Annotated in this window: 12 protein-coding genes; 3 read left to right on the top strand and 9 right to left on the bottom strand. The window is 46.5% G+C overall.

Annotated elements, in window-relative coordinates; all coding sequences use genetic code 11:
- Positions 1–41: 41 nt before the first annotated feature.
- On the top strand, positions 42–1,208 hold the full coding sequence (gene porV / locus EPL05_RS18045; protein ID WP_128535383.1) for a type IX secretion system outer membrane channel protein PorV: 1,167 nt from the start codon (positions 42–44) through the stop codon (positions 1,206–1,208).
- A 2-nt stretch (positions 1,209–1,210) separates the two neighbouring features.
- Complete coding sequence (gene ispF / locus EPL05_RS18040) at positions 1,211–1,696, top strand: 2-C-methyl-D-erythritol 2,4-cyclodiphosphate synthase (RefSeq protein ID WP_128535382.1); 486 nt, start codon at positions 1,211–1,213, stop codon at positions 1,694–1,696.
- 97 nt (positions 1,697–1,793) lie between these two features.
- Here ispF and EPL05_RS18035 read toward each other — a convergent pair whose 3' ends face one another.
- The 9 genes from EPL05_RS18035 to EPL05_RS17995 form a co-directional block, all read right to left on the bottom strand.
- Positions 1,794–5,156 (bottom strand): glycosyltransferase, encoded by a 3,363-nt coding sequence (locus EPL05_RS18035; RefSeq protein ID WP_128535381.1) that lies wholly within the window; start codon positions 5,154–5,156, stop codon positions 1,794–1,796.
- A 42-nt stretch (positions 5,157–5,198) separates the two neighbouring features.
- Positions 5,199–5,360 carry a FeoB-associated Cys-rich membrane protein gene (locus EPL05_RS18030; protein ID WP_128535380.1) on the bottom strand — a complete coding sequence of 54 codons (162 nt, stop codon included), beginning with the start codon at positions 5,358–5,360 and terminating at the stop codon, positions 5,199–5,201.
- A 74-nt stretch (positions 5,361–5,434) separates the two neighbouring features.
- Positions 5,435–5,803 carry a glyoxalase superfamily protein gene (locus tag EPL05_RS18025; RefSeq protein WP_128535379.1) on the bottom strand — a complete coding sequence of 123 codons (369 nt, stop codon included), beginning with the start codon at positions 5,801–5,803 and terminating at the stop codon, positions 5,435–5,437.
- 16 nt (positions 5,804–5,819) lie between these two features.
- Positions 5,820–7,013, bottom strand: coding sequence for a hypothetical protein (locus tag EPL05_RS18020; protein WP_128535378.1), 1,194 nt, complete (start codon positions 7,011–7,013; stop codon positions 5,820–5,822).
- A 223-nt stretch (positions 7,014–7,236) separates the two neighbouring features.
- On the bottom strand, positions 7,237–7,560 hold the full coding sequence (locus EPL05_RS18015; protein ID WP_128535377.1) for a GIY-YIG nuclease family protein: 324 nt from the start codon (positions 7,558–7,560) through the stop codon (positions 7,237–7,239).
- A gap of 62 nt (positions 7,561–7,622) precedes the next feature.
- Positions 7,623–8,453 carry a type 1 glutamine amidotransferase gene (locus EPL05_RS18010; RefSeq protein ID WP_128535376.1) on the bottom strand — a complete coding sequence of 277 codons (831 nt, stop codon included), beginning with the start codon at positions 8,451–8,453 and terminating at the stop codon, positions 7,623–7,625.
- Positions 8,454–8,554: 101 nt separating this feature from the next.
- Complete coding sequence (locus tag EPL05_RS18005) at positions 8,555–9,652, bottom strand: carboxylate-amine ligase (RefSeq protein ID WP_128535375.1); 1,098 nt, start codon at positions 9,650–9,652, stop codon at positions 8,555–8,557.
- Positions 9,653–9,862: 210 nt separating this feature from the next.
- Entirely contained in the window at positions 9,863–10,918 is a 1,056-nt protein-coding gene (locus EPL05_RS18000) for an ATP-grasp domain-containing protein (protein ID WP_128535374.1), read from the bottom strand.
- Positions 10,919–11,044: 126 nt separating this feature from the next.
- Entirely contained in the window at positions 11,045–11,752 is a 708-nt protein-coding gene (locus tag EPL05_RS17995; RefSeq protein ID WP_128535373.1) for an esterase family protein, read from the bottom strand.
- 128 nt (positions 11,753–11,880) lie between these two features.
- Between EPL05_RS17995 and EPL05_RS17990 the strand changes: the two genes are divergently transcribed.
- Positions 11,881–12,693, top strand: coding sequence for an alpha/beta hydrolase (locus EPL05_RS17990; RefSeq protein WP_128535372.1), 813 nt, complete (start codon positions 11,881–11,883; stop codon positions 12,691–12,693).
- Positions 12,694–13,005 lie beyond the last annotated feature (312 nt).

Raw genomic sequence — 13,005 nt, 5'->3', positions numbered from 1 at the left:
CCGGTTTTATTATTTTAAATATTAAAACTAAATTGCACGCAATGAAGTATAGCTATACTAAAAAATTTGCTCTATATATATTGTTGGCCATTCCTGCTGTTGCATCGGCGCAAACCAATGCCGATGGTAGTTCTAACAACGCAATTTCTACGGCGGTACCGTTCCTTAACATCACGCCCGATTCACGTTCGGGCGCTATGGGCGAGGCTGGCGTGGCGCTATCGCCCGATGTGAACGCCAACTACTGGAACCCCGCAAAACTGGCGTTTATGGAGACCAACAATGATGTATCGCTCTCTTACAGTCCCTGGTTAAGGCACATGGTACCCGATATTAGCCTGGCTTACCTTAGCTATGCCCATAAGCTTGATGACCGTAACACCTTTGGCGCCTCGCTGCGGTACTTTAATTTAGGGTCGATACAGTTGATAGACCGAGAGCAGAACGATCAGGGTGTTTACCGCCCCAGCGAGCTTTCGCTCGACGGCTCTTTTGCCCGCAAGTTTGGCAATAACTTTTCGCTCGGCCTTACGCTACGCTACATCTACTCAAACTTTTCTGCAGGCACTTTTGAGGCGGGAGGCGGTTCGGCGCAAAATAAAGCCGGTAACGCCATTGCGGCCGGGGTATCCATGTATTATAAAAAAGAATATGGCGATAGCTCTGTATTTGCTTTCGGCGCGCACATATCCAACATAGGTTCAAAAATTGCTTACAGTGATGCAGGTAACAAGTACTTTTTACCAACTAACTTAAAGTTAGGGGTTGCCAATACCTGGCGACTGGATGGCGCGAGCAAATTCACCGCCACTTTTGATATTAATAAGCTGTTAGTGCCTACACCCCCTATCCGCGATAGCAACGGCAATATCACCTCCGGTAAAAACGATAATGTATCGGTACCGGCGGGTTTTTTTCAGTCCTTTGGCGATGCGCCGGGAGGCTTTAGCGAAGAACTTAAAGAAATATCCTTTTCGCCGGGTGTTGAATATATTTATAATGATGTGATAGCGCTGCGGGCCGGCTATTTTTACGAAAACCCAAACAAGGGTAACCGGCATTACGCCACTTTTGGCGTAGGGCTTAAATATCAGATATTTACCTTTGATTTTGCCTACCTGGCTGCCAATCAGCAAAGCAGCCCGCTTGCAAACACACTCCGTTTTACTTTATCTGCCAATTTTGGCGGCACCGGCTCTTTCAAATAATAATGGCTAAAATAAAAGTTGGTTTTGGATTCGATGTACATCAATTAAAACAGCAGCACCCCTTTATTTTGGGCGGCGTAAACCTGGAACATACCAGTGGTGCCTTTGGCCACTCAGACGCGGATGTGCTGCTGCACGCTATTTGCGACGCGCTTTTAGGCGCGGCAAACCTGCGCGATATCGGTTTCCATTTTTCTAATAAAGACGACCGCTGGAAAGGCATCAGCAGCCTTATTTTACTGCAGCACGTAGTAGCCCTGCTGGCCGAAAAAAACTGGCAGATAGGTAACATAGATGCGATGGTATGCCTGGAAGCGCCGAAGATAAACCCGCATATCCCCACCATGCAGGCCAACATAGCTAAAGCAGCAGGGATAAACGTGGAAGATATATCCATAAAAGCCACCACTAACGAAACTCTTGGTTTTATAGGCCGCGAAGAAGGCGTTGTAGCGTACGCGGTTTGTCTGATAGAGAAGATTAGTTAAATGAAGTTCACCCCTCGTCATTGCAATGACGAGGGGTGAACTTCATTTGCACATCTAAAATTTGCACATCTGCACATCTAACCAATCTGCACATTTCCTATTCCTCTCCTATCAGGTCTTCTTTTTTGAAGGTGCTGTTACCTGTGCGTTTTAACACACCCCAGCCGCTTAATTCGCCTTTTAAGGCTTTGCGGATAGCTTTAAACAGGATATAATACATGAGCTGGCGCCAGATGAAGCGCTGCGGAATAATGTAAATAAGCTTTTTGTAGCTTTCCTTTTCCATCTTGAAAGCGATAATGGCCACCAGGAAATCTATTAAAACAAACAGCACATAGTAAATTATTATCTTCTCCGGCTTGTCGCCCAGTAAGCCGAAGATCATCATCAGATCCGCCAGCGGTGAGAACAACGGCAGCACGATCTGGAAGATGAGGATATTTGGCATCCCCACCATCCCAAAGAATTTATACTTTTTATTGAACAGTGCGTCGCGGTTTTTCCAGAAGCTTTGGATCACCCCAAAACTCCAGCGGAAACGCTGTTTAAGCAGCATATTCAGTGTTTCGGGTGCTTCGGTATAGGCAACAGCTTCGGCACTGTTCCTAACAATATAGCCCAATTTGAGGATGCGCATGGTTAGGTCGCAATCTTCGGCCAGGGTATCGTAAGTAAAGCCGCCTGCCTCAAATATCGCCTTTTTGCTAAACGCGCCAATGGCACCGGGAACAACCGTAATGCTGTTGATAAGATCGAACGCGCGGCGATCCATATTCTGGGCGGTGATGTATTCTATCGACTGCCAGCGAGTGATGATATTGGTTTCGTTGGCAACCTTAACGGTACCGGCAACCGCGCCAATCTCTTCATCGGTAAAATAAACCATCAGCTGGTAAATAGCATCGCTGCGAAGCTGGGTGTCCGCGTCTATACAAACTACGTAATCGTAATTAGCGTGTGAGATACCAAAGTTAAGCGCCGATGCTTTACCACCATTCGGCTTGGTTAAAACGCGCACCAAAGGATGGTTCTCGTAAGCTGCCTTCACCACTTCAAAGGTATTATCCTTTGATCCATCGTCTATAAATATCACCTCAAAGCTGGGATACTCCAGTTTCAACAAACTATCTATAGTAGCGGCAGCGGTAACTTCTTCGTTATAAGCCGGCACTATGATACTTACCGCCGGCAGCTTGGCCGTTGGGTCTACTCTTTCCTTCTTGTCTTCAAAAAACTGCCTTACGGCCAGGATTCCTATCAGGATAATGCGCCCGATAGCCAGGAATATGGCCGACAGGAACAGGTAGAAAATAAATTTATTCCCGAGGAAAAACCCTACGATAACCACATCATAAAACCTGCCCCAAACGGTTTTATCATCCGAGGTGGGCATAGGCATCAGGTCGTCTTTGGTTTTATCCAACACATCGGCAATGGTGGTAAACTGGTAACCGTGGCTTTTAAAATAATGGATAATGGCAGGTAGCGCCTTTACGGTTTCCTCGCGGGTATCGCCACCGGCATCGTGCAGCAATATCATTGAGCCATTATCTTTCTGCTTAATGGTGCGGGCAATAATGCTATCGGCGGTTACACCGGGCTGCCAATCCCAAGGGTCGATAGATTCGCCGATGGTAATATAGCTTTGCCTGCGGCTTTCGGCCACGGGTATAACTTCTGCAAGGGTTTGTGGCTCGGCATCGGCGTTAAATGGCGGACGGAAAAGAATGGTGCTGCGCCCGGTAACCGATTCTATGAGCTTGCGGGTGGCGTTCAACTCCAGGTTCACCCGCTCAATACTGATGGTAGAAATATCGGGGTGAAAGAAGGTGTGATTGCCTATCTCATACCCTTCATCGTAAATACGTTTCAGAATAGGGATGTTCTTTTCGGCCATAGAGCCTACAATAAAGAACGATGCGGGCACTTTCTCGCGCTTAAGGATATCCAGGATGCGGGGCGTAAAATCAGGATCGGGGCCATCATCAAATGTTAAAACTACCTTGCCCTTTTTAAGCCCATACCTGCGGATAACATATTTGGTTGGCAGCTTAATGTAAGTTTGGTTGGTGATGGTGAAGTTTTTAAGGTCCATCTTCACATCAATTTTACCGGTATTTGGTGTGGTGATCAGATCCAGTACCTCACCGCCTTCACCAGCATAATCGATCTTATCATTTAAGCCTACTGTGTTAAAATGCCTAATATCGATCCCTGTTTTATTAAGCGAATCGATAGAAAGATTTTTTTGAAAGAACGACCATAACCGTGGATCTTCGGCACCGAGGCGCCAGAGCGCTACCCCGCCGGTAGACCAATCATCGGCCATGCGGATGATGTTGAAGTTAGTAGCCGCATCTGTAAAGTAAACGATGTGGTTAAAGCCATCGTTACCCAAATAGTTATAATGCAGGTTGGCAGATACAGGGTCGAAGATGATCTTACTCTTTTTTTGCTGTGCAGTACTAATGGCTTGCTGGTAACCGGCAGATACGCCTATGCTGTTTTCGGGCCAGTCGTACCCGCCGGCGGCTATGGTAAAGATCACCTTATCGCTGGGGATAATGGAGCATACCTCATCCAGGATCTCTTCGGCCCAGTGCTGGTTACTTATCTCGCCAGAGTTGCTGCCATCGTAATGCTGGTCTATAGCCATTACGAATATAAAATCGTTTATGTGCTGCAGGCGTTTCAGGTCATAGGCCTCATCTTCGGGTACTACGTTTTGGGTAACCAGTAAGCCGTTGGCGTGCAGGGTGGCGTACAACTCATTCTGGAAAGCGATGTAGTTTTTGCTGTTGCGATCTTTCACGTCGTCCAGGTCAACATTCACACCCTGGAACTTGTAAAAATTGAGCTTGGCAACAATGCTATTGATAAATGCGGTTCGCAGTTTTTTATTACCGAAGATGTGTTCCACTTCGTCTACATCGTAACCACCTTTGGTATTATCGTAATTGGACAGGGTTACCAATATCTGTTTCTTATATTTTTTATTGAGGTTGATGAGGCCGGTATCCAGTACGGTTTTAAGCGTATCCGCTTTCTGGCTGAAGGAAAAACCTTCGGTAACCACCATATCCAGCCGGTGCATGTGAAGTAACAGCGAATTATAGGCTTGCGGTTCCCATGGGCGGTAAAACGCGGCGTTTATGCGGTTGGCATTGTTGGGGTGTTTAACCTGATGCTGGCGGCGGGCACGGGCAATTTGCTCTATCACCGCTTTCTCTACCTTAAAGTCTTTATAGCGTTTTGATTTTTTCAGTGCCTCCAGGTCCTCCTTGGAGATCTTCTTAGGAGCAGGATCAAGATTGGGCAAAATAGGGTACTCGGTAGAAGTAACCGTTATGGCTGCTGCTACGGCGCCGAATAGAAATACAATTAAAATTATACGGCTAAGCCATTTAAAGCGGTTCCACCTGCCGGGGTTATCAGCCTGAAAGACCTGTTTGTTGGACATGAAGAGTATTTAAAATACGATTAGGTTATGGTTGGGCAAAAATTATTTGGCTTGCTTTTGTGGTTCAATGGCAGAAAAATCTACTCCGCACTTACAGTTGCCTCCGCAGCTTTTTTTTGCGAATAAGCTTTTATACATAATACGCCCTACGTAAAAAACCGCAGCTGCAAATAAAAGAATGATTATGATCGTTTGTACGTTCATGATGCAAAATTAATACAATTCTAATACGTACAGAAAATTAAAAAAGTATAAAGTTTAGTATCAACTGTTAAACGCTAATCAATATCGATACAAGTAAAGGTAAGCCGGTTGCCAAAAGGGTCGCCTACTTGCATGGTGATTACCTTTGGGTCCCAGGAGGCTTTTTCTAACCCGGGATTATAATACTTATACTTTTTTCCCTTCAATTGTTTGTGGTATTCGCGCAGGCCCTTAAAGTCCTCAATATGTATCCTGCCGCCGGGTGTGCAATCGCCGTAATGTTCGGTTAAATGCAATACGATGCCTTGGAACGATACCTGCAAATAAATGGGCGAGCCATCGGGCTCGTGTTCCCAATCGATGGTAAAACCAAGCCAATCCACATAAAACTCAATGGCTTTATCGTAGTCGAATATCCTAAAAATGGGCCTTGCTATAGCCATAAGTCAACCTGTTAAATTATTTATGCATGAAAGCTACGGTACCGCCCACCCAATCGTAATCTTTATTGTAGCGCACGCCTATCATTTTGCCCTTGCTTAGCCTCGCCAGGTTTACGGCAAGGGTTGGTTTTTCGTCGCCATCGGGCCAGAGGTATAGCAGCCTTATCTCTACCTTCACGCCCATATCCGGCGATTCCAGCACCGGTTCGTATTGCACTTTCTCCTGTAATATCCAGTTCTGAGGGTCGGGGATCTGTTCGATATCGCCATCCATAATATCGATAATAACGCCCTGCCCGGCAAAGCTGAACAACGGTTTTAGCACGTAGTTCTGCAGGTCGGCAGGTATTTCCTTTACCTCGTGCAAAAACCGCGTTTTGGGAATATAGTCGCCCTCCAAAAAAGGCATGGTGAATTTACTGATACGGTAAAACCAGTTGGGGTGTGCTACCCATTCCACATCCAGCGGTTGGCGAATATCTACCACGTTGTTAAATATATCCGGGTCGCCTTCAATCTCGTCAAATATCAGGCGGTTGTAGATGCGTTTGATGCGCTTTTTTTCGGTGCCATGCAGGTAGAAAAGCTGGTCGCCCTCCTGGATCAGATCGGCAAGCGATACCACCGGCGTGCCGATGTAGCCTTCGGTAATATAAAAATCCACGGCAGTTTTTTGGGTGTGGGCGTTCACATCCATCAGCACCACTTCATCCGGCTGGTATGGGCCGAGGATAGTTTTTTTAAGCAACGCCAGGTAGCTTGCCTTATCCAACCCGTTAAAATAAATACTCTGGTTGCCCGGGATGTGGAAGGTATGCCTGTAATTCTCCGCCAAATGGACCTGGAAACCATACAGCGAGGGGAAGCCCTGCATCTCTATCAGTTTAGGCACAATATTGCCTGCCGCATCCTTACAAACCCCAAAATCCAGCGCTATGAAGTGTGAATGCCCGTTCTCTTTAGCTACCCGCCATTGCTCGGGGATAGCGCGCTCTGTTAAGGCTTTAAAATCGGGCTTTAAAATAGTGGCCACAATCTTTTCCCCGGCTTTGAGCAACTTATCCCTAAAATCGTCCGTCAAAAAAACCGGCGTCTCCGCAATACGGAACTCTATCGGGGTCTTTAAGCCATCGTTAAGGGAGAGTAGGAACTCCGCGTACTTTTCTTCGGTGAAGTTTTGGTTGTAGGTGCTTCTGATGGATGGGTTCATACGCTATGAGTTTTGTATTAACTTTAACCTATTTTGTCATCCTGAGCGATAGCGAAGGATCTGATAACGAACTATGCAAACGGTCATACATATCGCGGCTTAACAAGCCCTTTTATCTATTTTGTCATCCTGAGCAACAGCGAAGGATCTATTAACGAACTGTGCAAACGGCCATGCAAGTCGGCAAATAGACGCTTCGCTATCGCTCTGCCAGACAAGATTTTTAACCGGTAAACACCGGCGGCCAATCCATTATGTCACTATTTAAGAAACGCCAACCCGGATTTTCTTGTTTTATTAAACTTATCTTTTTTGCCCTTAGCCATCCTTTAATTTCTTTTTCACGCTCAATAGCGTGATTTACATACTGATGCCTTTCGTACCAAACCAAATAAAAACATTTGTATTTAGCGGTAAAGCTATTTACATTGTCTTTGCCAAAATAATGCTCGTATAATCGCCTATCCAAATCGTTGGTAACGCCCGTGTACAGTACCTTTTTTGTATAATTTGTTAGGATGTAGGTGTAAAAATTATATTGTCGCATTACATGGTTGTTACTGGGCGGCGATTAGATCCTTCGCTGTCGCTCAGGATGACAAATTTAACTTACACCTCCACACTCAATATCGCCTCATCCAAAAAGTTGGGGATGATGGTGCTTTGCGTATGGGCTATTTTATCCGGGTCGTCTAATCTCCGTAGCATTTCTTTGTATTTGGCTTCGCCATGCTCGTTTATTACCTCGTCTTTTTTTTCCTCGCGTAGCAGCATGGTTTTGATGCCCAGTGGGTCTGCCTCGGGGTGAAACTGGGTTGCAATAAAATAATCGTTGAAACGGATAGCCATCATGGCGCGTGGCAGATCAACATGCGGGCGTTCTTTTTCCAGCGCAAGCAGTTTCATGCCCAACTGTTCAAACCTTGCCAGATCCGGGCTAATCACCTGCCAGCTGCGCGAATCTACAGTGTAGAAAGGATCGTACAGGTTTTGGAAAACCTGGTCCTGCTTGCCTTCTTCGGTTAAATGCACCGGTAGTATCCCGAAGGATGGTGAACGGCGCAGGCCTATTTCGCCCACCCCGTATTTGCGGCACATCAGCTGGAAGGAATGGCATACAAAAAATACATGCTTTTTATTGGTGCTATCGCTTTCGTTATGGGCCTCCAGTTTATCAATCAGCCTGAAATATTTTTTCTCCCACTCGGTGCCTTCGCTATCTATCGGGCTGCCGGGGCCTCCGCTTGATATGTAGGCATCAAAATTTGTGCCCGGCACCTGTGCCTTACGGCGCACATCAAAAACTTCGTAACTTAAATTAAGGTCATGCTTCGCCTTATAGCGTTCCAGTATCTCCCGGAAACCACGCATCCCCTCATTTGCAATACCATCGTACAAATCCAGTATAGCAATCTTTATTTTCGGTTTATCTGTGCTCATTTTTCTCTTATAATTGAAGCCTCACCCTGCCCTCTCCAAGGGAGAGGGTTCTAAAATTATTTTTCTCAAGTCCTCTCCTTTGGAGAGGATTAGGTAAGGCTTTAAATCCCCTTCAACGTTTGCGATGTTATGTAATCTACAACGTCTTCAAAGTTATTGTTTTGGTTGTATACAGCCAACTGCCTGTCGGCCCCGGTACCGTTCTCCAGTATCTTGTGTACGTATTGCAAATCGTCGCGGCAACCCAGGTCATCCACCACATCATCAATAAAATCAAGCAGTTCCAATATCAGGGCGCGGGTGTTTACCTCCAATTCTTTACCAAAATCTATCATTTTACCATCGATGCCATAACGCGCGGCACGCCATTTATTTTCGTTAATAAGGGCACGATTATAGGTGATAAACTTCATATTGCTCAACCTAAGCTTGTACAGTTTGGCGCAAATACACTGAAAGAGTGCCGTAAAAGTCATGGTCTCGTCTATCAGCATGGGGCAATCGCATACGCGGAACTCGATTGTTTGGAAAAATGGGTGAACCCGCAAATCCCACCATATCTTTTTGGCGTTATCTATACAATTGGTTTTCACCAGCAGTTTTACGTAGTTATCGTAATCCTCAATACTGGCAAAATAATCAGGAATTCCCGTTCTCGGGAACTTATCAAACACCTTGGTACGGAACGATTTATAGCCCGTATTTCTCCCCTCCCAAAACGGCGAGTTGGTGCTTAGCGCATATACGTGCGGCAAAAAATATCGTGCCTGGTTGGCAATATGGATCGCCATATCTCTCGACTGGATCCCTACATGCACATGCAGCCCGAAAATGAGGTTAGAACGTGCCGCTTCCTGCAATTCATCCACTATCTCAAAATAACGGGGGTGGTCGGTGATCAGTTGGTGCTGCCAATGCGAAAAGGGGTGTGTACCAGCCGCGCCAATGCGCAAGCCAATATCGCCTGCTAACTGGGCCACCGTTCCACGTAGTTTGGTTACTTCTTTGCGCGCCTCTTCGGTATTGCGGCAAATATGGGTACCCACCTCCACAACCGCCTGGTGCATCTCGGCCTTTACCTGGTCCTCGTGGATCTTCTGCGCCGCATCCACAATTTTTTGCTCATGCGATTTTAGTTCCCTGCTCACAGGGTCAATCACCATAAATTCTTCTTCAACACCTAAGGTGAACTCGTTCATAATTGGTTAGGGGGTTGGGTTACCTATAATTTGGTTTTCTTCTTTTGTCTTTCAGTCCTTCGTCCTTTATCAAACAAGGGCGTTACCTTCGGCCCGTGCTTTCCGCTCATACTGCACAGGCCTTAGCCACAGGCCGGTATCCGCTGCAATCCCTAACGCAGGCATTTCGGTTAGAGACGCAAAATATTGCGTCTCTACGTCCATCCTAATTTACCTCTTCACCACCTTTTTAGGCGCTGCCGCTTTTTTTGCTTTCGGCTCGGCTATAGTGGCTACCGTAACATCATTTGCCTTGGCTGCTTTTGCCGATGCGATAAGCGGTTTCCCTGTTGCGCCGGTCTTCACATATTCGCCCCAGGTAAGGTTATCGCGGTCGTCTTTTTGGACTTTGGCGCGCTCTATGGCGTAGCTAGCGGCGGTTTCCACCACCCACTCAAAGTTATCCTGGCCTACGCTGGTTACTTCGGCATCGGGTGCCGGGTTACAGAAATCGATAGCGTACGGGATGCCATCGCGTACAGCAAATTCTACGGTGTTAAAATCGTAACCTAAGTATTGGTTTAGCTGTAAAACGTATTTGGTGATGGTATCCAGCATGGCTTTTGCTGCCGGTGCTTTGCCATGCTCGTAGCGCAGGTGGTGCGGGTTGCGTGGCTCGTATTGCATAATGCGCACGTGCTTGCCGCCTATACAATAGCAGCGGAAATAATCGTCAAAAATAATTTCTTCCTGTAGCAGCATTACCAGTTGCTTGGTTTGGGCGAATTTCTCCCACAGGTCTTCCTTATCACTTATCTTGTACACATCGCGCCAGCCGCCACCGTCAAACGGTTTCATATATGCCGGGAAGCCTACGTAATCAAATATGCCGTCCCAATCCAGCGGGAAGGCCAGGTTACGAAAGGAGCGGTCTGTAGTGCTTGATGGGTGATCTTTAGAGGGCAGCAGCACCGTTTTTGGTACCGGTACGCCAAGCTTTACGGCAAGGGCGTTGTTAAAAAATTTCTCGTCGGCACTCCACCAAAAGGGGTTGTTGATAACCGCCGTGCCGGTGATGGCGGCGTTTTTTAGCGATGCACGGTAAAAAGGCACGTCTTGCGAGATCCGGTCTACAATTACCGAGTAGCCCAGTGGTTCGCCCTGTAATATTTTATCAATGCGTACAAATTCGGCAGAGATGTTTTTCTCTCCCTTCTCGTTGATCTTGTCAACAAATGCCTGCGGAAACGAATTTTCCTGCCCGAATAAGATGCCTATTTTTTTCATGGTGATGTGGTTAAAATCCTAAAGCCTAATTTCTAAATCCAAATGAGAAGAAACGCTAAGCCTATTATCTATATTCTAAAAAGGGGCTCGCTTCCTGTCTCAAATCTCATATCTAACGTCTCAAATCTATTTAATGGTAGATAAATAATGCGGAAACATCTCCCGCCATACCGGCCAGTCGTGGTTGGCGAAGGGTCGGATGTCCAGCCAATGGTTAATGTTCTTGGCCTTCAAAATGTTTGACATTTCGATATTATAATCCTTACACATATCATGTTCCGACGTGCCCAGGATGATGTTCATCTTCCAAAGCCACTCGTTATTGCTGCCCGGCACAAAATCTACCGGGTTGTTGTAATACACGTTCTCATCATGGTGGCCATCGGTAAACATCTTAATATCAAACGCGCCACCCATGGTAAACAGGTGCGCTACTTTCTCGGGATGCTTAAACGCGAAGTTTGCCGCATGGTAGCCGCCAAAGCTGCAACCTGCGATTGCCACCCGATGCACCCCTGTTTCGTGCTGTGCCCAGGGGATCAGCTCGTCGGTCAGCATTTTATCGTACCAGGCATAGTTGCGGGCACGGTCTGCAGGGTGGATGCCTTTGTCGTACCAACTGCGGTCGTCAACGGTATCGGGGCAGTAGATCTTCACCAGCCCTTCATCTACAAACCAACGCGCGGCATCTATCAGCCCAAAATCTTTATTCTGATGGAAACGCCCCCGGGTGGTTGGGAACAGGATAACCGGATAACCCCTGTCGCCAAAAACCAGCATTTCCAGGTCGGTATTCAGGTTTGGCGAATGCCAGCGGTGATATTGTTCAGTCAAAACGTTTCGTTTAAGATGGTAAGATAGCAGTATCGCGTGTAAATGTCAACACCACGCCAAATAATTCTGTTTTAGTTAATTAATAAAAGTATTAGCCTATTTTTGTACCCTTTATTATTAATTTAAACATGTACACATACCGTACAGCTATTGAAATGGCCATAAACGCACAGGAACTTACCATCACATCAACCGTACTCGAACGCGAAGTTACCTGTACCCTACTACTGCCCGATAACGCGGGGATCGAGCCCCTGCACCTTTTACTGCTTAACGACGGGCAGGAAATAGAAAATTTAACGCTTACCCATACTTTAGAGAATCTATACGACCGCAATTGCCTTAAACCCGTGCTCATAGTAGCCATACACGCCGGCGACGATCGCATACAGGAATACGGCATTGCCGGCCAGCCCGACTATAAAAAACGTGGCAGCAAGGCCAATCTCTACACCCAGTTCATCGTTACCGAACTACTGCCCGAGATCCACAAAGCAACCGACATTGAGCATTTTGAAAGTACCGCCTTCGCGGGATTTTCGCTTGGGGGCTTAACTGCTATGGATATCGCCTGGAACAACCCCGAACTGTTTGATAAGGTTGGCGCATTCTCCGCATCGTTCTGGTGGAGGAGTAAAGACCTCAGCAAGGGCTATACCGAGACCGACCGGTTGATGCACGCCCAAATTGCCGCCACCGAAGGCAAACCCGCCCTTAAATTCTGGCTGCAAACCGGCACCAAAGACGAAACCGCCGACCGCAACAAAAACGGCATTATCGACTCGATAGACGATGCCATAGACATCATTAAAGCACTGGAAGCCAAAGGCTACACCCGCCCCGCCGACATCCAATACCTCGAAGTAGTAGGCGGCAGCCACGATACCGAAACCTGGGGCAAAGCCATGCCTAAGTTTTTGCAGTGGGCATTTGGGAAGTAAGGAATGAGGAAGATTTGAGATTTGAGACAAAGGCTCTCCAAGTCACCAAATTGTATTTATGGACGGGTTGGACACCCGCCATTTTTTACTGCCAAAATTTGCGATCTTTTTAAAGGCGGCAAAAGCGAGGCACTTATCAGTATCAAACACTCAGTTTTAGCAGTGTCTTGTTGCCCGACTGTTCGGGGCTAAATACCCGGTAAAATTGCTTAAAAGTGTTTTTATTATCCTTTTACAACTTTATTTGCTGAATTTTATTTTTCGGAAAACTTATTTAAAATAGGTAAGTTAGAGGAGTACTGTTATCAGGTA

Origin of the sequence: Mucilaginibacter gilvus (assembly GCF_004054195.1) — a bacterium.
In the GTDB taxonomy this organism is placed as follows: domain Bacteria; phylum Bacteroidota; class Bacteroidia; order Sphingobacteriales; family Sphingobacteriaceae; genus Mucilaginibacter; species Mucilaginibacter gilvus.
This window is presented reverse-complemented; position numbering and strand designations above follow the sequence as displayed.